The organism is Actinokineospora cianjurensis, from assembly GCF_003663795.1.
GTDB classification, from domain to species: Bacteria; Actinomycetota; Actinomycetes; order Mycobacteriales; family Pseudonocardiaceae; genus Actinokineospora; species Actinokineospora terrae.
On the sequence record NZ_RCDD01000001.1, the window covers coordinates 469,545 to 491,187 of the forward strand.

General features: G+C 69.9%; 18 protein-coding genes and 1 pseudogene. 7 read left to right on the forward strand and 12 right to left on the reverse strand.

The features are described from left to right. Positions 1-73 precede the first annotated feature (73 nt). Positions 74-730 (forward strand): hypothetical protein, encoded by a 657-nt coding sequence (locus tag CLV68_RS02155; protein ID WP_121388932.1) that lies wholly within the window; start codon positions 74-76, stop codon positions 728-730. Between the two features lie 105 nt (positions 731-835). After that, complete coding sequence (locus tag CLV68_RS02160; protein WP_121388933.1) at positions 836-1,492, forward strand: hypothetical protein; 657 nt, start codon at positions 836-838, stop codon at positions 1,490-1,492. A 144-nt stretch (positions 1,493-1,636) separates the two neighbouring features. On the opposite strand, the gene CLV68_RS02165 is transcribed toward CLV68_RS02160, so the two are convergent. Together CLV68_RS02165 and CLV68_RS02170 are read right to left on the reverse strand one after the other, a co-directional pair. Next, complete coding sequence (locus tag CLV68_RS02165; protein WP_121388934.1) at positions 1,637-2,317, reverse strand: hypothetical protein; 681 nt, start codon at positions 2,315-2,317, stop codon at positions 1,637-1,639. 308 nt (positions 2,318-2,625) lie between these two features. After that, positions 2,626-4,074 carry a catalase gene (locus CLV68_RS02170; protein WP_121388935.1) on the reverse strand — a complete coding sequence of 483 codons (1,449 nt, stop codon included), beginning with the start codon at positions 4,072-4,074 and terminating at the stop codon, positions 2,626-2,628. A gap of 88 nt (positions 4,075-4,162) precedes the next feature. On the opposite strand from CLV68_RS02170, the gene CLV68_RS02175 reads away from it, so the two are divergent. Continuing rightward, positions 4,163-5,392, forward strand: a complete 1,230-nt coding sequence (locus CLV68_RS02175; protein WP_121388936.1) for an MFS transporter — start codon at positions 4,163-4,165, stop codon at positions 5,390-5,392. Here the strand turns inward: CLV68_RS02175 and CLV68_RS02180 are convergent. From CLV68_RS02180 to CLV68_RS02190, 3 genes are all read right to left on the reverse strand, one after another. Beyond that, the gene (locus CLV68_RS02180) at positions 5,342-6,025 is read right to left on the reverse strand and encodes a hypothetical protein (RefSeq protein ID WP_121388937.1); all 684 of its coding nucleotides are present in this window, start codon (positions 6,023-6,025) and stop codon (positions 5,342-5,344) included. The genes CLV68_RS02175 and CLV68_RS02180 overlap by 51 nt on opposite strands. A 98-nt stretch (positions 6,026-6,123) precedes the next feature. Beyond that, on the reverse strand, positions 6,124-7,188 hold the full coding sequence (locus tag CLV68_RS02185) for an aspartate-semialdehyde dehydrogenase (protein ID WP_121388938.1): 1,065 nt from the start codon (positions 7,186-7,188) through the stop codon (positions 6,124-6,126). Next, positions 7,188-8,453, reverse strand: a complete 1,266-nt coding sequence (locus tag CLV68_RS02190) for an aspartate kinase (protein ID WP_092786160.1) — start codon at positions 8,451-8,453, stop codon at positions 7,188-7,190. Before CLV68_RS02190 ends, CLV68_RS02185 begins: the two co-directional genes overlap by 1 nt. 186 nt (positions 8,454-8,639) lie before the next feature. Between CLV68_RS02190 and CLV68_RS02195 the strand changes: the two genes are divergently transcribed. After that, positions 8,640-9,857, forward strand: a complete 1,218-nt coding sequence (locus tag CLV68_RS02195) for a glycosyltransferase family protein (RefSeq protein ID WP_246009633.1) — start codon at positions 8,640-8,642, stop codon at positions 9,855-9,857. Continuing rightward, positions 9,847-10,239: pseudogene (locus CLV68_RS02200) on the forward strand (nitroreductase family protein); the annotation flags it as partial. The gene CLV68_RS02195 and the pseudogene CLV68_RS02200, both read left to right, overlap by 11 nt. Positions 10,240-10,386: 147 nt before the next feature. On the opposite strand, the gene CLV68_RS02205 reads toward CLV68_RS02200, so the two are convergent. Then, positions 10,387-10,728, reverse strand: a complete 342-nt coding sequence (locus CLV68_RS02205) for a hypothetical protein (protein WP_121388939.1) — start codon at positions 10,726-10,728, stop codon at positions 10,387-10,389. A 5-nt stretch (positions 10,729-10,733) separates the two neighbouring features. Then, positions 10,734-11,030: a hypothetical protein gene (locus CLV68_RS02210; protein WP_092786154.1), complete on the reverse strand. Its 297-nt coding sequence runs from the start codon at positions 11,028-11,030 to the stop codon at positions 10,734-10,736. 238 nt (positions 11,031-11,268) lie between these two features. On the opposite strand from CLV68_RS02210, the gene leuA reads away from it, so the two are divergent. Further along, positions 11,269-13,059 carry a 2-isopropylmalate synthase gene (gene leuA / locus CLV68_RS02215; RefSeq protein WP_211346416.1) on the forward strand — a complete coding sequence of 597 codons (1,791 nt, stop codon included), beginning with the start codon at positions 11,269-11,271 and terminating at the stop codon, positions 13,057-13,059. A 55-nt stretch (positions 13,060-13,114) separates the two neighbouring features. Here leuA and CLV68_RS02220 read toward each other — a convergent pair whose 3' ends face one another. Next, positions 13,115-13,297 carry a hypothetical protein gene (locus tag CLV68_RS02220; RefSeq protein ID WP_121388940.1) on the reverse strand — a complete coding sequence of 61 codons (183 nt, stop codon included), beginning with the start codon at positions 13,295-13,297 and terminating at the stop codon, positions 13,115-13,117. A 124-nt stretch (positions 13,298-13,421) separates the two neighbouring features. On the opposite strand from CLV68_RS02220, the gene CLV68_RS02225 reads away from it, so the two are divergent. After that, a complete protein-coding gene (locus CLV68_RS02225) occupies positions 13,422-16,532 on the forward strand; it encodes a hypothetical protein (RefSeq protein WP_121388941.1) in 3,111 nt (1,036 codons plus the stop codon). A 52-nt stretch (positions 16,533-16,584) separates the two neighbouring features. Here CLV68_RS02225 and CLV68_RS02230 read toward each other — a convergent pair whose 3' ends face one another. From CLV68_RS02230 to CLV68_RS02245, 4 genes are all read right to left on the reverse strand, one after another. Next, positions 16,585-17,640 (reverse strand): ABC transporter ATP-binding protein, encoded by a 1,056-nt coding sequence (locus tag CLV68_RS02230; protein WP_425454811.1) that lies wholly within the window; start codon positions 17,638-17,640, stop codon positions 16,585-16,587. A gap of 11 nt (positions 17,641-17,651) precedes the next feature. Continuing rightward, positions 17,652-18,725 (reverse strand): ABC transporter ATP-binding protein, encoded by a 1,074-nt coding sequence (locus tag CLV68_RS02235; protein WP_170224038.1) that lies wholly within the window; start codon positions 18,723-18,725, stop codon positions 17,652-17,654. After that, a complete protein-coding gene (locus tag CLV68_RS02240) occupies positions 18,722-19,735 on the reverse strand; it encodes an ABC transporter permease (RefSeq protein ID WP_121388942.1) in 1,014 nt (337 codons plus the stop codon). The genes CLV68_RS02235 and CLV68_RS02240 overlap by 4 nt, the downstream gene beginning before the upstream one ends. Positions 19,736-19,830: 95 nt before the next feature. Then, entirely contained in the window at positions 19,831-21,600 is a 1,770-nt protein-coding gene (locus CLV68_RS02245; protein ID WP_121388943.1) for an ABC transporter substrate-binding protein, read from the reverse strand. Positions 21,601-21,643 lie beyond the last annotated feature (43 nt).

Sequence of the window (21,643 nt, forward strand, 5' to 3'; positions counted from 1 at the left end):
CCTGCCAGGCCGCTAGACTGGCGTCGCCCGCTGATCGAGCGGGAAACGCACGTGACCTGGGGGCGGTGTCGCGATGTCCGAACAACCCTGGGCGGGTCACCACGGCGGGGTCCCGCCGGTCGGGGGCCACGGCTACACCCTGACGATCCCGCCGCGGCGGCGCAGGCCGTGGCTGTGGATCGCGCTGGGGACCGTGCTCGCGGTGCTGGCGGGGACGCTGGTCTGGCTGGTGGTCGACACCGCGCCGGACGCCCCGCCCGCGGCCCGTGGCGAGGTCGGCCAGACCAAGGTCGTCACGGCCACCGACGGCCACAGCAAGCTGACCATCCCGGTCGACTGGGAAGAGCTGCCGGACGAGTACCAGGCCGAGGGCGCCACGCTGACCTACGGGCAGATCTTCCAAGAGCGCTACCTGATGATGTTCACCGACGAGAAGTCCGACTTCGACGACTTCGCCGACTACGAGGACAGCGCCGTCATGCTGATGGCGGACCTGCCCTCGGAGGCCACCAGGGTCGGCGAGCGGGAGCCGATCCGGGTCGGCGGGCTGTCGGGGGCGCGCTACGAGGTCACGGGAACCTTCGACGGCGAGCCGTGCGTGTTCTGGTTCACCCTGGTCGAGGGCGACCGCCGGTACTACCACCTGATGACCTGGACGCTGGCCGCGCGCAAGGACACCGCCGGGCCCGCGCTCGCGAAGGTGGTCGACTCGTTCCAGGAGTCGCCCTAGCCCGCCGAGCGGCTGGATCCGCCCAGGTCAGGCCGCACGATTCGAACACTTGTGTCATACCCCGGCGGTAGGATGGAGATCGACACCGACCGAGGGAGAGCCGCGATGGGCACGACGGCACAGCGGGTGGACGGACAGGCCAAGACGGTGGTGACGAGCGCGACGGCGTTCGCGGAGTACGCGGCTGGCGGTCGGGCCAGGCGCACCGAGATCGTGGTGTCGGCGCACGAGCGCGAAGGCGTTCCCGACCACTTCGGCCGGGTGTTCTACCAGCCGATCCTCGCCGCGATCGAGGTGGCGGCGCGTGCCGAGGACCCGGCCGCGGTCTTGGCGGAGGCCGTCGAGGCGGCGGAGTTGACCGGCCAGCCGCGGGCGTACGAGGAGGTCGCGGCGGGCTTCCTCGCCTGGTGGCGCAAGGCCAGGCTGGCGGCGGTGGACTGCGGCGCGACGGTGCTGCGGGTCGGCGGCGTGGAGTTGACGGTGGCGCCGCACCTGGCCGCGCGGGGGCGCTCCGGCGGGCTGCAGGTCGTGCTGTTCCACCTCAAGGAAGCGCCCTTGACCAGGGACGGGGCGAACGCGGCGCTGCGGGTGCTGGCGGTCTGCGCCGACGACCTGCTGGCAGGCGCCGAGCCGCTGGTGGTGGACCTGCGCCGGGCCAGGGAATACCGGCTGGCGCGCAACACCAATGTCGACAACCTGGACGCGTGGCTGACCGCGGAGGCCGCCGCGTACGCCTCGCACTGGCATTCCACCGCGCCCTGATGCACCAATAGCGGCGAAAATTCACCCGCCGCCGCGCTCTTTTCCGAAGGGCGTGAAATAAAGGGCCGGTAACCCGATCCGAGCGGGATCGGATTACCGGCTCTCCGTGCCACTATCGGCACACCAGTAGTACTAGCGGGTCGGTCAGTGACCCAGCAGGCCACCGACGAGCGGCAGGCCACCGAGCAGACCGGTGAGCAGGCTCGCACCCGGGATGGAGCTGGTCAGGCCGCCGAGCAGGCCACCGGCACCGCCGGGCAGACCGGTCGGCAGACCACCGGTCAGACCACCGGTCAGGCCACCCACCACCGGCAGGCCGCCCAGCAGGCCGGTGAGCGCGCCGAGACCGGGCAGGCCACCGGTCACGCCACCGACGCCGGGCAGGCCACCGGTCAGGCCACCGAGCGGGAGGCCGCCCAGCAGCGAGGTCAGCAGGTTGGTCACGGTGTTGATCAGGCCCTGCAGGCCGCTGAGGCCCGGGAGCCCACCGGGGAGCCCGCCCGGCAAGCCGCCGGTCAGGCCACCGAGGTCGGGAATCGGCAGCCCGGGCACGATGCCCTGCAACTCGCCGAGTGCGGCGTCGAGCTTGAGAGCTGTCTCGTCACCGGACTGGGCCAGCGACGAGCGGAGGTCGGCGAAGGCTACCTGGACGCCTGCGAGGTCTTCGTTGGTGACGGCCGTCAGCAGCGCGCTGTCGGCCGTGGCGATGCGCTCGACGGAGGCCGAGGAGATCGTGGCTGTTTCAGCCTGTGCCAATCCGGCACTACCGAGGGCGAGAACAGAACCCGAGACTGCCGCGGCGACGAAGCGAGCGATCTTGTTCATCGAGATTCTCCTTGTCGGTTGTCCGTGTGGACTATCAAGTCAGTACCGGGGAAATCCGACGAGAACCATCGCTGAATCGGGAAATGCTTTTTTGATCACTCAGAGCGTGAGCGGAGTGCGATTCACGTTCCGAGACGTCGGGTGACTGGGGGTGGCCATACCATGACACTGCGTTGCCGCGGCCGAGAGGTTCGGACCGGCCCGCCCCGACCGAAGGGCGGTCGTAGCCCGATCGGGGCCGATTGCGGCGGAACCCGACCTGTCGGGTGACAGATCGGGCTCCGCGGTACCGGTTGGGGCTGACAGCCCTACCCGTTCAGCCCAGTGGCGACCTTGTCGCCGAGGTTCTTGTCGACATTGCGCCAGTACTGGATCACGCGCTCTAGGACCGGCCCGCTCACGTCGGCGGAGGCGTGGCCGACGATGTTGGCCGCGAGCCGCTCGCGCTGCGCGTCGTCCATGACGTCGCGCACGAGGGCGCCCGGCTGCCCCCAGTCGTCGTCCTCGCTGTGCAGCTTGTACGCCGAGCGGATGACCTCGTCCTCGATGCCGTAGGTCGACACGGTCTCGCCCGCGTAGGCAGCGTCAGCGTGCGGGCCGCCGTAAGAGTTCGGGGCGTACACGGGGTCTGCCGGGTTGGCGTAGCGCATGGCGCCGTCCTTGGCGTAGCTGTTCACCGGGGACTTCGCCGCGTTGACCGGGAGCTGGCTGTAGTTCGCCCCGATGCGGTAGCGGTGCGCGTCCGGGTAGGCGAAGAGGCGCCCTTGCAGCATCTTGTCCGGAGAGGGGCCGATGCCCGCCACCAGGTTCGACGGCTCGAACGCGGCCTGCTCGATCTGGGCGAAGTAGTTCTCCGGGTTGCGGTCCAGCACGTACCGGCCGACCTTGATCAGCGGGTAGTCGGCGTGCGACCACACCTTGGTCAGGTCGAACGGGTTGAACCGGTAGTCGGCGGCGTCCTCGTACGGCATGACCTGCACGTGCAGGGTCCAGCTGGGGTGGTTGCCGGACTTGATCGAGGTGAACAGGTCGCGGATGTAGTGGTCGGCGTCGTCGCCTGCGAGCTTGTCGGCGTCGGCCTGGGCGAGGTAGCCGATGCCCTGGTCGGTCTTGAAGTGGTACTTGACCCAGAACTTCTCGCCGCCCGCGTTCTCCCACAGGTAGGTGTGCGAGCCGTAGCCGTTCATCTCGCGCCAGTTCGACGGGATGCCGCGGTCGCCCATCAGCCAGGTCACCTGGTGCGCGGACTCGGGCCGCAGGGTCCAGAAGTCCCACTGCATGTCGGCGTCGCGCAGGTGGTTGTCGGCGCGGCGCTTCTGCGAGCGGATGAAGTCGGGGAACTTGATCGGGTCGCGGATGAAGAAGACCGGGGTGTTGTTGCCGACCAGGTCGTAGTTGCCCTGCGAGGTGTAGAGCTTCACCGCGAAGCCGCGCGGGTCGCGCCAGGTGTCCGGCGAGCCGCTCTCCCCCGCGACCGAGGAGAACCGGATGAGGCTCTCGGTGCGGGTGCCCGGCTGGAACACCGCGGCCTTGGTGAACTGGCTGACGTCCTCGGTGACCTCGAGGAACCCGAAGGCGCCGCCGCCCTTGGCGTGCACGACGCGTTCGGGGACCCGCTCGCGGTTGAACTGGGCGTTCTTCTCGATCAGGTAGTGGTCTTGGAGCAGGATCGGGCCGTTGGCGCCGAGGGTCAGCGAGTCGTTGTCGCTACCGACCGGGATGCCGACGTTGTTCGTGGTGGGTCGCTGGGCGGTCATGGTGTCCCCTTTTCTGGAGTTAGTCCAGAAAAGCCACCGTAGTGGTTAATGGGTTGACCCGCCGGGTGGACTCGGGTGCCATCGGGGCATGCAGCAGTACCGCCGGATGCTCGGCCTACCGGGCGTTCGCGCGCTGATGGTGTTGATGCTCTTCGCCCGCATCCCGCTCGCCGCGACCTCGATGGTGTTCACCCTGCTCGTGGCGGTCGGCCTCGGCGGCAGCTACGGCGCCGCGGGGCTGGTCGGCGCGGCGAGCCTGGTCGGGGTCGCGGTCGGCGCCCCGCTGATGGGCCACGTCGTCGACCGGTTCGGCCTGCGGCCGATGGTGTTGTTGGCCACCCTGTGCGAGGGCGGCTTCTGGCTCAGCGCCCGGTTCATGTCGTACCCGGTGCTGCTCGGCACGGCGTTCTTCGGCGGGCTGCTCGCGCTGCCGACGATGTCGATCGCCAGGCAGGCCATCGCCGCGATGGTGCCGGAGGAGCTGCGGCGCACGGCGTTCTCGCTCGACTCGATCTCGGTCGAGCTCAGCTACATGGTCGGCCCCGCGGTCGCGGTGCTGCTGGCCACCCAGCTCTCCCCGCAGGCGGCCACCACGGCGCTCGGCTGCTCGGTGCTGGTCGTCGGCCTGCTCATCGTGGCGTTCAACCCCAGGGTGCGGGCCGACCACGAGCGGGCGGACACGGAGCGGATACCGCGCAAGGAGTGGCTGACGCCCCGGTTCATCGGGGTGCTGCTGGTCGGCGGCGGCGCGGTGTTCGTGCTGGCGGGCACGGACGTGACCATGGTCGCGGCGCTGCGCGAGAGCGGGCAGCTGGACTGGACCGGGCTGCTGGTGATCGTCATCTGCACCGCGTCGGCCGCGGGCGGGCTGGTGCACGGCGCGGTGCGGCGGTCGCTGCCGCAGGTCGTGCTGATGGGCCTGATGGGGCTGCTGACCATCCCGGCGGCGTTCTTCATCGGCGAGTGGTGGCTGCTCGCGCTCGCCCTGGTGCCCAGCAGCGCCCTGTGCGCGCCGACGATCGCCACCACGGGCGAGGAGGTGGCCCGGCTGGCCCCGGTGTCCATGCGCGGCGCGGCGACCGGCCTGCAGAGCTCCGCGTTCACCCTGGGGGCGTCGCTCGGCGCCCCGACGATCGGCTTCGTGGTCGACCACACCTCACCGGCCTGGGGGTTCGCCGCGGCCGGTGTTGGCGGGGTGCTCGTCGCCGTGGTCGCCGCCCTGGCAGGCAGGTCCAGCAGGCGCACCGGTCCACTCGGGACAGCTGACTCAGTCGAGGCAGCGGACGGACAGCACCAGGCGGAGGTTGCCAAACCCTGACTCCGGCACGCCGCGGATGTCGACCAGGGCCAGCTCGACCGCCCGCGACACCGCGCCGTCGCCGGTCAGGCACTCCGGCCTGCCGCCGACGTGCTTCTGCCCGGTCCGGTCGACCCACATCGGGTTGTCGAGCGGGTACTCGACCGCCACGCCGCCGCCGTCCCTGACGAAGCCGAACACCCCGCGGTCGTGGTCGACGCGCACCGCCACGCCGGACACCAGCGTCGGGTCCGGCACGCGGGCGGGCAGGGCAGCGGCGACGAACCCCATCCCGACCACGGCCACGGCGGCAGCACCGGCGACCAGCCACGGACGGCGGCGATCTGGATCGGACCGAGCGGCAAGCGGCCCGGTGGCGGTGAGGTGGGCCAGCACGATGAGCCCGACGCCGAGCGCCGCGGTGGCGGGCACCAGGTCGGGCAGGAAGCCGACGAACTGCTCCAGCAGGTTCTCGGGGGCACCGGTCGAGCGCCACAGGCCGAACCGGGCCAGCAGGAAGACCACCCAGGACGCCGCGAACACCGCGCAGCCAACGGTGAACAGGACAGCGGCCCGCTGCCCCGCCCTGATCCGGCCGATCCCGAGCCAGACGCCCGCGAGCGGGATGACCAACAGCAGCGCGCCGACAACCACGATGCCCCCGTTCCCTCAGCCGACACCGAGGAGATGACGACGGCCGGTGCCGGACGGGGGGATTCCCCGTCTGACACCGGCCGGTCGGGCGTCGACGATCAGAAGGTCTTCGCGAGGGTCTCGGCGATCTCGTAGGTGTTGAGGGCGGCACCCTTGCGCAGGTTGTCGCCGCACACGAAGAAGTCGAGCGTGTTCGGGAAGTCCAGCGCCTGGCGGACCCGGCCGACGTAGGTCGGGTCGCCGCCGACGACATCCGCGGGGGTCGGGAACTGCCCGTTCGCCGGGTCGTCGACCAGGACGATCGAGGGCTGGGCGGCGAAGATCGCGTGCGCCTGCTCGACGGTGACCGGGCGGGCGAAGGTGGCGTGGACGGCGAGCGAGTGGGTCGTCACGACCGGGACGCGCACGCAGGTCGCCGACACCTTCAGGTCCGGGATGCCGAGGATCTTGCGGGCCTCGTTGCGGACCTTGAGCTCCTCGCTGGCCCAACCGTCGGCCTTGAGCGAGCCCGCCCACGGCACGACGTTGAGGGCGAGCGGGGCCGGGAACGGCGAGTCGTCCTGCGACAGCCCGGCCGCGGCCAGCGCCTCGCGGACGTCGCCAGCGCGGTTGCCGACCTCCTTGCCAGCGACGGCGGCGTACTCGGCGTAGAGCCGGTCGATGCCGTCCTGGCCCGCGCCGGACGCCGCCTGGTAGGAGGCGACGACCAGTTCCTTCAGCTCGAACTCGCGGTGCAGCGCGCCGAGCGAGGCCATCATCGACAGGGTGGTGCAGTTGGGGTTGGAGATGATCCCCTTGGGCCGCGCGCCCACCTTGTCGTTGTTGACCTCGGGCACCACCAGCGGCACCTCGTCGTCCATCCGGAACGCGCCGGAGTTGTCGACGGCCACCGCGCCGCGCTCGGCGGCGATGGGCGCCCAGTGCGCCGACACCTCGTCGGGCACGTCGAACATCGCGACGTCGACGCCGTCGAACACCTCGGGCGCCAGCGCGAGCACGGTCAGCTCCTCGCCGCGCACGGTGATCTTCTTGCCCGCCGAGCGCGGTGAGGCGATGAGCCGCACCTCGCCCCACGGCCAGCTCTTCCTGCCGTTCATGATGTCGACCATCACGGTGCCCACGGCACCGGTGGCGCCGACCAGGGCGAGAACAGGTCCGGCCATCAACGACCACTCCCCGCGTAGACGACGGCGGCTTCCTCGCCGCCGAGCTCGAATGCCTGGTGGATCGCGCGCACCGCTTCGTCGAGCTGGGTGTCGCGGATCAGCACGGAGATGCGGATCTCCGAGGTGTTGATGATCTCGATGTTGACCCCCGCCTTGGCAAGGGCCTCACAGAAAGTCGCCGTGACCCCGGGGTGCGAGCGCATGCCCGCGCCGACCAGCGACACCTTGCCCACGTGGTCGTCGTAGAGCACCTGGGTGAAGCCGAGCTCCTCGCGGATCTTCTCCAGCGCGGCGACCGCGGTCGGGCCGTTGCTCTTGGACAGGGTGAAGGTGATGTCGGTCTTGCCGGACACGGTGCTGGACACGTTCTGCAGGACCATGTCGATGTCGATCTCGGTGTCGGCCACCGTGCGGAAGATCCGCGCCGCCACCCCGGCGGTGTCGGGCACGCCGACCACGGTCACCTTGGCCTCGGACCGGTCGTGCGCGACGCCGGTGATCATCGCCTGTTCCACGGTCAAGTCCTCCATTGACCCGGAGACGATCGTCCCCGGCTTGGTGCTGTACGACGAACGGACATGGATGGGCACGCCGTAGCGGCGGGCGTACTCGACGCAGCGCAGCATGAGCACCTTGGCCCCGCTGGCGGCCATCTCCAGCATCTCCTCGTAGGTGACCCGGTCGAGCTTCTTGGCGTCCGGGACGATCCTCGGGTCGGCTGAGTAGACGCCGTCCACGTCGGTGTAGATCTCGCAGACGTCGGCGTTGAGGGCGGCGGCGAGCGCGACGGCGGTGGTGTCCGAGCCGCCGCGGCCCAGCGTGGTCACGTCCTTGGTGTCCTGGCTGACACCCTGGAACCCCGCGACCAGCACGATGTGGCCCTGGTCGAGCGCCTCGCGCACCCGGCTGGGGGTGACGTCGATGATCCGGGCCTTGCCGTGCGTCGAGGTGGTGATGACGCCTGCCTGCGAGCCGGAGAAGGAGCGCGCCTCGGCGCCCAGGGCGCTGATGGCCATCGCCACCAGGGAGTTGGAGATGCGCTCACCGGCGGTGAGCAGCATGTCCATCTCGCGCCCCGGCGGCACCGGGTTGACCTGTTTGGCGAGGTCGAGCAGCTCGTCAGTCGTGTCCCCCATGGCGGAGCAGACCACCACCACGTCGTTGCCCGCCTTGCGTGTGGCGACGATGCGCTCGGCCACGCGTTTGATCCGGTCGGCGGATTCGAGCGAGGATCCGCCGTACTTCTGGACGACGAGCGCCACTTGCGTGCAACCTCCTCATGCCGGTGCGCGTGCTCCCGGGAGGCCCTGAGCGCGTCGCACTGCGTCTGTGCCGGTGAGCGTACCTGCGCCATCACGCGGTTTTCGGCGCTCATGTGGCCCCCGCCACTGCTCGGGCGGTGCGACTACTGTGAGCACGCCGAGCCAGTGAGTCGGGGAGGATCGCCGGTGTCCGCCACGGACGTGAGCAGCACGGCCGTCGAGGCCGATGTCGATGAGCCCGAGACCGCCGAGCGGGGGCCGGGTTGGCGGGACCGGGTCACCCCGCCCCGCCTGCTGCGGTTGCTCGCCCCCGCGCTGGTCTTCCTCGGTGTGCGCGAGGTGGGGCTGCTGGCGCTGAGCTGGATGGCCGGGCGCAACGGGTCCTCGGCCGGTGACGCGCTGCGGTCGTGGGACGGGCAGTGGTTCCTGTCCATCGCGGCCAACGGGTACGCGGGGGTGCCGGGGAACCTGGTCGACGCGTTCGGCAAGCGCAGCGCGGAGACGCCGCTGGCGTTCTTCCCCGGGTACCCGACACTGGTCGGCTGGGTGCACGACCTGGGCTTCCGGCTGGTGCCGTCGGCGTTGGCGGTGACGATCGCGTTCGGCGTGGTGTGCGCCTACGGGCTGACCCGGCTGGGGACGATCATCCGCGGTGGGTCGCGCCGGGTGGGCTTGATCCTGGTGGCGCTGTTCGCCGGGTCGCCGCTGTCGATCGTGCTGTCGATGGCGTACTCGGAGGCGATGTTCTGCGCGTTCGCGATCTGGGCGCTGGTGTTCGTGCTGCGGCGGCAGTGGCTGGCGGCCGGGCTCGCGTGCGCGGTGGCCGGGCTGGTGCGGCCGACCGCGGCGGCGCTGGTGCTGGCGGTCGGGCTCGCGGCGCTGGTGGCGATCACCCGGCGGCAGGACGGGTGGCGGCCGTGGGTCGGCGCGGCGATCGCCCCGTTCGGGCTGGTGCTGTACCTGGCCTGGGTCGGCGTGCGCACCGGGGAGTGGGACGGCTGGTTCGCGTTGCAGGAGCGCGGCTGGGACTCCGGGTTCGACGGCGGCGCGGCGACGGTGAAGTTCAGCGTGGACGTGCTGGCCGACGGCCGGTCGGTGCTGGAGGTGGCGACGGTCGGGCTGATCGTGGGCGCGTTGGCGCTGTTGGCGATCGGTGTCCGGCGCCGGGTGGAGTGGCCGCTGCTGGTCTACACCGCCGGGGTGCTGGTGATGGACCTCTGCTCGAACGGCTTGATGAACTCCAAGGTGCGGCTGATGGTGCCCGCGATCGCGTTGCTCGTACCCATCGCGTTGGCCCTGGCGAAACGGCGTCCCTCGACGGCGGTGGCCGTATCGGCGGCGTTCGTGCTGACCGGGTCGTGGTTCGGTGCCTACGCTGTGACAGCGTGGGGTTATGCGATTTGACGAGCTGCATCCCCTGATCAGGGATCGCTGGAGCCCCCGCTCGCTCGACCCGGACGGCGTGGTAACGAAAGAGGCGCTGCACCGCCTTCTGGAGGCCGCGCGGTGGGCGCCCTCTTACGGCAACACCCAGCCCGCCCGGTTCCTGGTCGGGCCGCGCGGCACCGACACGTTCGATCGAATCCTGGCGCTCCTAGTCCCGGGCAACCAGAACTGGGCGCGCAACGCGGGTGCGCTGTTCGTGGCGTGCGCGGAGACCTCGAACGAGAAGGGCGAGGTCCCCTACGCCGAGTACGGAGTGGGGCTGGCTGCCCAGAACCTTGTCTTGCAGGCCGTGGCTGAAGGCTTGGTCGCGCATCAGATGGCCGGTTTCGACACCGCGGGCGTCTCGGTGGAGTTCGGACTACCGGACTCGATCCGACCTCTTACCGCTATCGCCGTTGGGGTCCTGGGCTCGCCGGAGTTGCTACCTGAGGAGAAGCGGCTCGCGAAACCGCGCCCCGGCAACGCAACCCGATCTCGGGCACGGCGTTCACCGGTCGGTGGGGCGAGCCGTTCGGAGTCGACGGATGAGCTTGGCGACCACAGAGGACGCCACGAGCCAGAACACCGCCGCGATGCCGTAGTTGAGGAGCACACCGAGTTTGGTGTCCTCCAGGGTGAACAGGGACTTGAAGGCGAGCGCCAACACCCCGGCGACACCGCGCACCTCGGCGGTGAGCGGGTTGGCCCTGGAGGCGTCCGCCATCACCAACACGACGTGCGCGACCAGGATCGCCGCGGCGATGAGCCCCACCCACCGGACGACGCCAGCCAGGACCCCGACAGTGCGCGACCACACGTGGTGGCGCTGTCGGGTGTCCTGGCCGGACACCTCGGTCAGCGGAGCAACCGGGCGATGAACCCGGCGACGACGAGCCAGAACACGGCCGCCAGTCCATAGTTGACGATCACCGCGAGGGTGGGGTTGGCGATCGGGAAGAGACCGGGGAAGAACAGGGCGAGCGGTTCGGCCAGCGAGGCGATGAACCGCACGAACGCGTTCCCCGCGTTGGCGCCGAGGACGACCAGCAAGATGTAGACGACCTCGATGATCGCGAAGATCGCGCCGATTGCGGTGACGATCCGAGCAGCGGACCCGCGGGTGCTGGTGCCGTGCCATCTACGAGTAACCATGCCTGGAAAGTGCCCCTGACCAGGACACCTGTAACTACTCCGAACGGCCCAACCCCGCGCGCGCCCACGATGTGGACCGTGGATTCCACACGGTAGCGCGGATGTGGTTAGGCTGGCGGCGTGGCTCACGCTCTCCTGCTTCTCCGCCGCGACGGGGTCTGACCAGACCGGCTCCCCGTCGCGGAGTTCGGCGTTGCGCCGGTCGACACCCACCGTCGAACCCGGAGAACCCCTAGCGATGAGCACCCCAGACTCGATGGCGAACGGCCCCAGCCGCCTGCGCACCCCCACCCGCCCGGCCCCCGCCGAGCAGCCCGCCTGGAACACCCAGCGCGGCTCCGCCATGCCGGTGCACCGCTACCGCCCGTTCCACGAGCTGGTCGAGCCGGTGGACCTGCCCGACCGCACCTGGCCGTCGAAGCGGATCACCGCCGCCCCGCTGTGGTGCGCGGTCGACCTGCGCGACGGCAACCAGGCGCTGATCGACCCGATGTCGCCCGCCCGCAAGCGCCGGATGTTCGACCTGCTGGTGCGCATGGGGTACAAGGAGATCGAGGTCGGCTTCCCGGCCGCGAGCCAGACCGACTTCGACTTCGTGCGCGAGATCATCGCCGAGGGCGCGGTACCGGAGGACGTCCGGGTGCAGGTGCTGACCCAGGCCCGCCCCGAGCTGATCGAGCGGACCTTCGAGGCGCTGGAAGGCGCGCACAGCGCCGTCGTCCACCTGTACAACTCGACCTCGATCCTGCAGCGGCGGGTGGTGTTCCGCTCGGACCGCGCGGGCATCAAGAAGATCGCGACCGACGGCGCGGAGACCGTGCTGGCCTTCGCCGAGAAGTACGGCGAGACCGACTTCCGGTTCGAGTACTCCCCCGAGTCCTACACCGGCACCGAGCTGTCCTACGCGGTCGAGGTGTGCGCCGCGGTCGCCGACGTGTGGCAGCCGACCCCGGACCGGCCGATGATCGTCAACCTGCCCGCGACCGTCGAGATGGCCACCCCGAACGTCTACGCCGACTCGATCGAGTGGATGCACCGCAACCTGCCCAACCGCGAGTCGCTGATCCTGAGCCTGCACCCGCACAACGACCGGGGCACCGGGGTCGCCGCCGCCGAGCTGGGCTACCTGGCCGGGGCCGACCGCATCGAGGGCTGCCTGTTCGGCAACGGCGAGCGCACCGGCAACGTCGACCTGGTCACCCTGGGGATGAACCTGTTCAGCCAGGGCATCGACCCGCAGATTGACTTCTCCGACATCGACGAGATCCGCCGCACGGTCGAGTACTGCAACCAGCTGCCGGTCGCCGAGCGCCACCCGTGGGGCGGCGACCTGGTCTTCACCGCGTTCTCCGGCAGCCACCAGGACGCCATCAACAAGGGCCTGGACGCGCTGGCGGTGTCCGCGACCGCGGCCGGGGTGCCGATCGACCAGCACGACTGGGAGGTCCCGTACCTGCCGATCGACCCGAAGGACGTCGGCCGCTCCTACGAGGCGGTCATCCGGGTCAACTCGCAGTCGGGCAAGGGCGGCGTCGCCTACGTGATGAAGACCGAGCACCAGCTCAAGCTGCCGCGCCGCCTGCAGATCGAGTTCTCCCAGGTCATCCAGGCCGTGACCGACAGCGAGGGCGGCGAGGTGACGCCCAAGGAGATGTGGGACGTCTTCGCCACCGAGTACCTGGACCGGGTGTCGCCGCTGCGCCTGCGCCGCCACAGCATCTCCGACGACGGCGAGGGCCGCGACGAGATCACGGCGGTCGTCGAGGCCGAGGGCGACGCGCACGACGTGCGGGGCGCGGGCAACGGGCCCATCGCGGCCTTCGTCGACGCCATCGCCTCGGTCGGGTACGACGTGCGGGTGCTGGACTACTCGGAGCACGCCCTCACCTCCGGCGACGACGCGCGGGCGGCGGCGTACGTCGAGTGCGCGGTCGGGGAGAAGGTCCTGTGGGGCGTGGCCGTGGACAGCTCCATCGTCACGGCCTCGCTGCGCGCGGTCGTCTCGGCCGTGAACCGCGCCCTGCGGTAAGACGCGACCCACGGGCGCCGGGTGTCCTGAGTGGACACCCGGCGCTCAGTGGGGATCACCGGTAGCTGCCGATCACCGTGTAGGCGACGAGCACCGTGGTGGCCCACGCCCCACCCGCGATGGTGAGGCAGGTGGCGATCGACTTCCCCTCGAGCCTCGCGACGAAGCCCGCCACCACCGCGACGACCGTCGCCACGGCGGTGACCAGGAGCAGCAGCAGAACCTGTTCGGTTGTCATGGCCGAAGGCTCTCCGTCCACCCGGGGTGTCCGGCTACAACCGCCGAGGAAATTGGCACTGACCAGCGGATACCGTGCTGTCCAGTCGGCGGTGTCCAGCACCTGACCCCGCTAGGGTGGACAGGTGGAGATCAACTACTTCGCGCTGGCCGGGCACCTCAACACTGCCGTCACCGGCCCGTTGAAGGGGTACGTGAGCCAGAACGACCTCGCGGACAAGATCGAACGCAGCTCGAGCACCATCGCGGCGTGGCTGCGCGAGAAGGTGTTCCCCGACCGGCTGGACGACATCCTCGCCGTGGTGGCGATGGTGCGGCAGGTGGCCGAGCAGCACGGGATCACCCTCAAGGTCGACCTCGACGAGAGCACGTGGCGCGCGGCCTACGAACGGCACCGTGCCGCCGTCACCGAGCAGACGCGGGTCGCCGCACAGGCCGCGCGGGCGCGCAGGAACCTGCTGGATGACGTCGTCGGCAAGCCGGTGGCCGAGTACGCGGTGGATCCCCTGCTCCTCGGGGTTCGGCCCGCCATCGACCCCGGGCGGCGGGCCGGGGTCGACTCGCCGCTGCCGTCGTACGTGCGCAGGCGGCACGACGAGGACCTGGCCGAGGTCGTCCGAGCGGCGGTCGGTGGTCAGAACAAGATCGCGGTGCTCGTCGGGGACCCGGGAACCGGGAAGACCCGCGCCTGCTGGGAAGCCGTGCGCGAGTTGGACGACTGGCTCGTGTGGCACCCCAGCGGCGCCGACCCCGGGCAGGCGTTGGTGGCGGGCCTGCGCCAGGTCCGGCCGAACACCGTCATCTGGCTGAACGAGGCGCAGCGCTACCTGCACCACCCGGAGACCGCCGCCCGGCTGGCCGAACTGCTCGCCGACCAGTCCGCCGCCCCGGTGCTCGTCCTGGGCACCTTGTGGCCGGACCGCTGGGCAGCCCTCACCGCCGAGGCCCGCCACGACGGCGAGGACCCGAGCTTCCACACCCGGGACCTGCTCCGGGCGCGCACCATCCCGGTACCCGCCGCGTTCAGCCCGCTGGACCCGAGTGCCCTGCGCACCGCCGCCCAGCGCGATCCCCGCATCGCCCGCGCGGTCGCGGAGGCCACCGACCACGAGATCACCCAGTACCTGGCGGGTATCCCGGTGCTGGTCGAGCGCTACCGCAACGCCACACCCGAGGTGCGGGCGTTGCTCTGGGCCGCGATCGATGCGCGTCGCTTGGGCGTCGGTGAGGACATCCCGGTCGCTTTCCTGGAGGCGGCTGGTCCCGGCTACCTGTCGCCCGCCCAGTGGAACTTGGCGCGGCAGTCCGAGGAGTGGTTCCGGGCGGCACTGGACACCGCAACCGAGCCTGCGCGTGGCGTGCTGGGTCCGCTCATGCTTGACCCCGACAACGACGAGTACGTCCGCCTCGCTCCCCACCTGGAGGAACTCGGTGCCACCGAGCGCCGAGCGGCCTTACCGCCAGCGAGGTTCTGGGCAGCCAACGGACATCTCACGCCGTCCGACACGGCACGGTTGGCGTGGGCGGCACAATCGCGCGGCCTGTACCGAGTGGCGGTGCGGTTGCTGCGGGAGGCAGTGCTCGGGGGTGCGCCCGAAGACGCCTATCGCTTGCCCGGGCTTGTCAAGCGAGTCGACCCAGCGGGTGCGGCAAGGGCGCGCGAATGGCTGGCTGCCTATTTCCCGGTCGAAGGCAAGGGTTTGCGACAACTGGCGGACACTCTCCACCACGTGGGCGATGTCGAGTCGGAGTCCGCTCTCGTGCTCCGTGCTGCCCAAGAGATCCCGTTGGCCGACGCCGTCGTGACTGCGGAGATCCTCGACTACGCGACGCGGCGGGGATTCCAGGACGCGGTCGACGCCCTGCTCGACCGCGACTTGGTGGCCAACACCCGACTGTCCAAGCCGCGCAGGGTGTGCGACCTGATCTACGCGCTGATGCGCGTCGGAGAATCCGCTGTCGGCCAAGCCCGGTCGCTGGCCCAGCGGTGTCTGGGGTCGGGGTCCGACCACGACGTCCTGCTGGCGAGCCGCCCGCTGGCCGACGAGGACTGGTGGCACGAGGCCGCACTACAGGTCGTACGACAGGCGAATCCGATCGGCCTGCGGGAAAGCTGCGTTCTCCTCGGGGCGGATGACATCGCCGCACTCGACGTCGCCAACCGCGTCGACATCGCCAACGACTCCCAGACCTGCCTGGTGCTGAACCACTTCGCGGAGGTGGACGCCGAGGAACCCTTGGCGCACCTGCTGGACCGCCTCCACCGCCTCGTCCCCGAGCGGCCGCCGGAGTGGCCACTGCGGTTGCGGGACGTCGCGGTCGAGATGAGCTGCGACGACAGCGTTGTCGCGCGCCTGCCCGAGCCCCCGGATGACATCGACCTGGACCTCGACAACACCACGGTCCTGCACTGGTTCCTCAGGCGACTCACCGACGCGGACCCGGCCCAGCGGGTCGATCTCGGCGCCCGCCTGGTTTCCGCCGCGCGCGAGCTGACCAACCCGAATGTCCTCATCAGACTGCTGAGTGACCTGGAGACCAACGGGCTCGCCGCGGAAGTCGCCGCTGTGCTCGGCTGCGGCCCGGCGCTCACCGGTCTCGGTGCAGGCCACCTCGTCCGGCTGCTGGAGTATGCGCGTGACACCGGTCAGGTGGCGCAGTTCGCCGGTGTGGCGGCCACGTTGGAGATCACCGCGACCCAGGCCGAGCTGTTCGGCGTGTGGAACCTGACGAAGCTGCTCGACTTGCTGGTCGAGGCCGGGCACACCGAGGAAGCGACGACCCTGGCAACGCGGATGGCGCAGGAGTGCGACCTCGCGGATCCCGACACCGTGGCGACCCTGCTGAAAGCCTTTGGTGAGCACGGTTTCCCCGACCTGCGGAGGCGGTTGTCGGAGCGCGACCCGATCGCCTTCCCGGACGGCTTCGACCGGTTCAGCCTCAAGTACTCCGCAGCCGAACTCCTGCACATCCTCACCGAACTGGGCGAGCCTGCCCTCGCCAAGAGGTTTGCCACGAGAGTGGTCACCGACGCCGACGCGGTGGGCAAGATGGCTCGCAACACAGCGGCGGCCCTGCTGGCGATCGGCCTACCGGAGTTGGCCGAGGACATGCTGGTCAAGGCCGCCAACAGCGGCTACTACTGGGTCTTCGCCGAAGTCCACCGCGAGGACTTCCCCTACGGCCGCGAACCTTCCGGCAAGGCATCGCCCCCCTGGCGGTGGGAGGAGCGGTAGAACGCGAACGGGGCCCGCGCCGTCTCCGGCGCAGGCCCCGTCCACATCGGACTCAAGCAGCCGACCCCGTGGGGTCGATGGTCAGCTTGGTGGTGTTCTCCGGGAAGTGGCACGCGGCCTGGTGTCCCGGGGCGAGCTCGGCCAGTGGCGGCTCGGTGGTCTTGCAGACCTCTTGCGCCTTCCAGCACCGGGTGTGGAACCGGCAGCCGGACGGCGGGTTGATCGGGCTGGGCACGTCGCCGGTGAGGCGGATGCGTTCCCGGTTGTCGCGGCGCGCGGTGTCCGGGATGGGGACCGCGGACAGCAGGGCCACCGTGTACGGGTGCATGGGGCGCTCGTACAGCGAGGTCCGGTCGGCGAGTTCCATGATCTTGCCCAGGTACATGACCGCGACCCGGTCCGACACGTGCCTGACCACCGACAGGTCGTGGGCGATGATCACGTAGGTCAGGTCGAACTCGTTCTGCAGGTCTTCCATCAGGTTGACGACCTGGGCCTGGATGGAGACGTCCAGCGCGGACACCGGCTCGTCGGCGACGATGACCTTGGGGCGCAGGGCGAGCGTGCGGGCGATGCCGATGCGCTGGCGCTGGCCGCCGGAGAACTCGTGCGGGTAGCGGTTGTAGTGCTCGGGGCTGAGCCCGACCAGCTCCAGCAGCTCCTGCACCGCGCGCTTGACGCCGTGCTCGGTCTTCACCTTCTGCAGGCGGAACGGGGCACCGATGATGGCGCCGACGGTGTGCCTGGGGTTCAGCGAGCCGTACGGGTCCTGGAAGATCATCTGGATGTCGCGGCGCAGCGGGCGCATGGCCCCGCTGGACAGGTGCGTGATGTCGCGGCCGTCCAGGGTGACCTTGCCGCCGGTCGGCTCGATGAGCCTGGTCAGCAGCCTGCCGGTGGTCGTCTTGCCGCAACCGGACTCGCCGACCAGCGACAGCGTCTCGCCCCGCTTCACCGAGAAGGTGAGGCCGTCGACCGCCTGCACGGCGCCGACCTGGCGCTGCAGCAGGCCGCGCCGGATGGGGAAGTGCTTCTGCAGGTCGGTGGCGACCAGCAGGTCCTCGCCGAGGCGGCGGTCGGCCGCTGCGGTCTCAGTCTTGGTGCTCACGGCGTCCTCGCTCACAGCTTCGGCCTGATCTCGGTCTCCCAGATGCGCTGGCGGTCCTGCGCACCCAGGTGGCAGGCGATGTGGTGACCGCCGCCGACGTCGCGGAACTCCGGGCGGACCGTGAAGCTCAGGTCGCCGTTGGTGCCCGCGTACGCGCACCTGGGGTTGAACGGGCACCCCTCCGGCACGTTGATCAGGCTCGGCGGCGTGCCCTTGATGGGCTGCAGCCGTTCGGTGCGCTCCCGGTCGAGCCGGGGCATGGACCCGAGCAGGCCCCAGGTGTAGGGGTGCTGCGGGGAGTTGAAGATGTCGGCGGCCGAGCTGTACTCGACCGCGCGACCGGCGTACATGACCATGATGTCGTCGGCGAGTTCGGCGACGACGCCGAGGTCGTGGGTGATGATCACGACGGCGGAGTTGAACTCGGCCTGCAGGTCGCGGATCAGGTCCAGGATCTGCGCCTGCACGGTCACGTCGAGCGCGGTGGTCGGCTCGTCGGCGATGAGCAGTTCCGGGTCGCACGACAGCGACATCGCGATCATCGCGCGCTGCCGCATGCCACCGGAGAACTGGTGCGGGTAGTCGTCCACCCTGGACTTGGGGTTGGGGATGCCGACCCGGTCGAGCAGGTCGATGGCGTGCTTGCGGGCCACCGCCTTGCTGACCTTGTTGTGGATCCGGTACGCCTCGATGATCTGGCTGCCCACCGTGTAGAACGGGTGCATCGCCGAGAGCGGGTCCTGGAAGATCATCGCCATCCGCTTGCCGCGCAGCTGGCGGACCCGGTCCGGCGCCATGCCGACGAGGTTCTGCCCGTCGAGCAGGATCTCGCCGGTGATCTTGGCGGTGCCCTTCTTGTGCAGGCCCATGATCGACAGGCTGGTCACGCTCTTGCCGGAACCGGACTCGCCCACGATGCCGAGCGTCTTGCCCCTGTCGACGCTGAAGGACAGGTTGTCGACCGAGCGCACCACGCCGTCGTCGGTGGGGAAGTGCACGCGCAGTTCGCGGACCTGCAGGAACGCGCCGTTGTCCGCGGGGGGCCGGATCGCGGCCCCGCCGAGGGTGTCTTCTTGCTGGGTCACTTGGCACGCACCCTCGGGTCGACGACGGCGTAGAGGAGGTCAACGACCAGGTTGGCGAGCACGACGAAGAACGCCGCGAGGATCGTCACGCCCATGACCTTGGGCAGGTCGTAGTTGGTGATCCCGTCGATGGCGTACTTGCCGAGGCCCTGCAGGGAGAACGCGCTCTCGGTGAGGATCGCGCCGCCGAGCAGCAGGCCGACGTCGAGGCCGAAGATCGTCAGGATCGGGGTGAGCGCGCCGCGCAGGCCGTGCCGGACGACGACCGTCCGCTCGGTCAGGCCCTTCGCGCGCGCGGTCCGGATGAAGTCCTCGTTCATCGTCTCCAGCATCCCGGCGCGGGTGAGCCGCGCGTACTGCGCGGAGAACAGCAGCGCCAGGGTGATCCACGGCAGCAGCAGGTTGTAGGCCCACTCACCCGGGTTCTCCAGGAAGGGGACGTACGACCCGCCGACCGCGGTCCAGCCCAGGTTGTAGCTGAAGATCGACAGGGACAGCAGCCCGGTGAAGAAGATCGGGAGCGACACGCCAGCGAGCGAGATGCTCATCGCGGCGCGGTCGAAGATGGTGCCCTTGCGCAGTGCGGACAGCGTGCCGACGGCGACACCGCCGAGCAGCCACAGCACCGCGGCGCCGACGGCCAGCGACATCGTGACCGGCAGCCGGTCCATCAGGTCGGGGAACACGGGCTGGTTGTTGCGGAACGAGTAGCCAAGGCACGGCGCGGGGCAGTGCTCGACGCCGGTGCCGTAGCTGTAGTCGGCGCCGACGAAGATGCCCTTGGCCCAGTCCCAGTACTGCACGTAGATCGGGTCGTAGAACCCGAGCCGCTCGGCGGTCTCGCGGACGGTGTCGGCGGTGGCGGCGCGGCCGACGTAGCGCGTGGCCAGGGTTTCCGGCGACGCCCCGACCAGCTTGGGCATGAGGAAGAAGATCGCGAACGTCACCGCGCTGACGACGAACAACAGCACGATGGCCGCGAAAAGCCGCCTGATGATGTATGTGATCACAGTGGCCGGCAGGCGGAGAACAGGCCCGGGAGGTCGTCCCGGGCCTGTTCCCCTGTCGCCTTCACCTACCTAACGTCAACAGTCACAGGGAAGGTCTACGCAACACCGAAGGACAGGTAGTCGTACTGGCCGTACGCGGCGGAGACGAACACGTTGGTCAGCTTCTTCGGGCGGACCAGCAGCGCCTTCGCGTGCACGCCGGGCAGGATGACGGCCTCTTCCATGACGCGCTTGTCGATGGCGCCCCAGTCGGACTCGCGCTTGGACTTGTCGGTCTCGCCGATCGCCTCGTCGAGCAGCTTGTCGACGTCGGGAACGCGCACGGAGATGTTCGACGAGCCACCGGTCTCGCGGATGACCCGGCTGTCCACGATCTGCGACAGGAAGCCGAAGCCGTCCGACCAGTCCGCCTGCCAGCCGTTGAGCGCCAGGCCCAGCTTGTTGGCGACGACGTAGGGCGGGTTACCGGCGAACTGGGAGAAGTAGTCACCCTGCGGGAACGCCTTCAGCGTCAGCTTGATGCCGACCCGACCGAGGGACTGCTGCAGCGCCTCGGCGGCCGCCTTCTCCTTCGGGCGCTCGGCCCGGTAGGCGATGTTGGTCTCGAAGCCGTTGGGCTGGCCGCACTCCTGCAGCTTCGCCTTGGCCTTCTCGACGTCACCCTTGTTGTCGGCACCGGCCGGGTACAGGTCGAACTTGGTCGAGCCCGGGATCTGCGGCGGGAGCAGGTTGGTCGCGATGTCGCCGCCGGAGAACGAGCCGCCGTAAGCGGTCTGGTAGCCGGTGCGGTCGACCGCGTACTGCACGGCCTCGCGGCACGCCTTGTTGTCGAACGGCGCGACGGTCGGGGAGATGCTGGTGTACCAGAGGCGGGCCGAGGACGGGTTGTCCGCGCCTGCCTTGAGCGCCGGGTCGCCGAGCACGCGGCTCAGGGACGCGGGCTGCACGCCGGTGCCGGTGATGTCGAGGTCGAGGTCACCGGAGATGACCCGGTTGTCGATGTCGTCGGCGTTGACGTTCATGGTGACCTGGTAACCGTCCGGCAGCGCCTTGCGGTTCGGGTCGGTCGTGGCGTCCCACTGGTCGTTGCGGACCAGGGTGAAGCCCTTGTCGATCTCGTTCTTGTCGAACTTGTACGGGCCCGTCGAGATGACGTGCTCCTTGTACTTCGCGCCGGTGTCCTTGGCCTCGGGGACCGGGGCCGTCTGCGGCATCATCGCGAAGTAGTCGAACCCACCGAAGGGCTGCTTCAGGTGGAAGACGATCGTCTGGTCGTCCGGGGTCTCGATCGCCGAGTTGGTGTCGACGCCCTTGGACTTGTACGGGCCCTTGTAGCCGTCGGGCAGGTTGAGGTAGCCCTCGAAGTACGCCGGACCGTTGGGGAAGGTCTCCTTGTCGGTCGAGCGCAGCACCGCGTACTTGACGTCCTTGGACGTCACGACGCTGCCGTCCTCGAACTTGACGCCCTTGCGGATCTTGTACGTCCAGGTCTTGCCGCCGTCGCTCGCCTCGCCCAGGCTCTCCGCCAGGTCGGGCACCAGCTCGGACGAGCCGTCGCCGGGGGCGGGCTTGAACATCACCAGGGTGCGGGTGTAGGTCCTGGCGAAGTTCCAGGAGTAGCCGTAGTAGGTCTCACCCGGGTCGAGGGAGTCCCACGTACCCGCGTTGGCGACCCGGACGGTTCCGCCCTTCTTGTCGGAAGGGTTGAAGATGGTCGTCATGGCCGCGTTGAAGGCCGGGGTGTTTGTGCCCCCGTTGCCCCCGGTGCTGCCGCCGCTGGAGCTCGTTCCGCCGCCACAGGCGGACAGCCCCATCACGACAGCCGCGCCCGCGGCGACCGCGGTTACCAAGCGCTTGCTGTTCATTGTGCTGTTGCACCCTTTCTTCCAGGAGCAATTCCGGGACTAC

What these genes read in the sequence shown, in the direction of transcription:
- CLV68_RS02155 (WP_121388932.1), top strand. Translation starts at nt 74, where the DNA reads ATGTCCGAACAACCCTGGGCGGGTCACCACGGCGGGGTCCCGCCGGTC.
- CLV68_RS02160 (WP_121388933.1), top strand. Translation starts at nt 836, where the DNA reads ATGGGCACGACGGCACAGCGGGTGGACGGACAGGCCAAGACGGTGGTG.
- CLV68_RS02165 (WP_121388934.1), bottom strand. Translation starts at nt 2,317, where the DNA reads ATGAACAAGATCGCTCGCTTCGTCGCCGCGGCAGTCTCGGGTTCTGTT.
- CLV68_RS02170 (WP_121388935.1), bottom strand. Translation starts at nt 4,074, where the DNA reads ATGACCGCCCAGCGACCCACCACGAACAACGTCGGCATCCCGGTCGGT.
- CLV68_RS02175 (WP_121388936.1), top strand. Translation starts at nt 4,163, where the DNA reads ATGCAGCAGTACCGCCGGATGCTCGGCCTACCGGGCGTTCGCGCGCTG.
- CLV68_RS02185 (WP_121388938.1), bottom strand. Translation starts at nt 7,188, where the DNA reads ATGGCCGGACCTGTTCTCGCCCTGGTCGGCGCCACCGGTGCCGTGGGC.
- CLV68_RS02210 (WP_092786154.1), bottom strand. Translation starts at nt 11,030, where the DNA reads ATGGTTACTCGTAGATGGCACGGCACCAGCACCCGCGGGTCCGCTGCT.
- leuA (WP_211346416.1), top strand. Translation starts at nt 11,269, where the DNA reads ATGAGCACCCCAGACTCGATGGCGAACGGCCCCAGCCGCCTGCGCACC.
- CLV68_RS02220 (WP_121388940.1), bottom strand. Translation starts at nt 13,297, where the DNA reads ATGACAACCGAACAGGTTCTGCTGCTGCTCCTGGTCACCGCCGTGGCG.
- CLV68_RS02245 (WP_121388943.1), bottom strand. Translation starts at nt 21,600, where the DNA reads ATGAACAGCAAGCGCTTGGTAACCGCGGTCGCCGCGGGCGCGGCTGTC.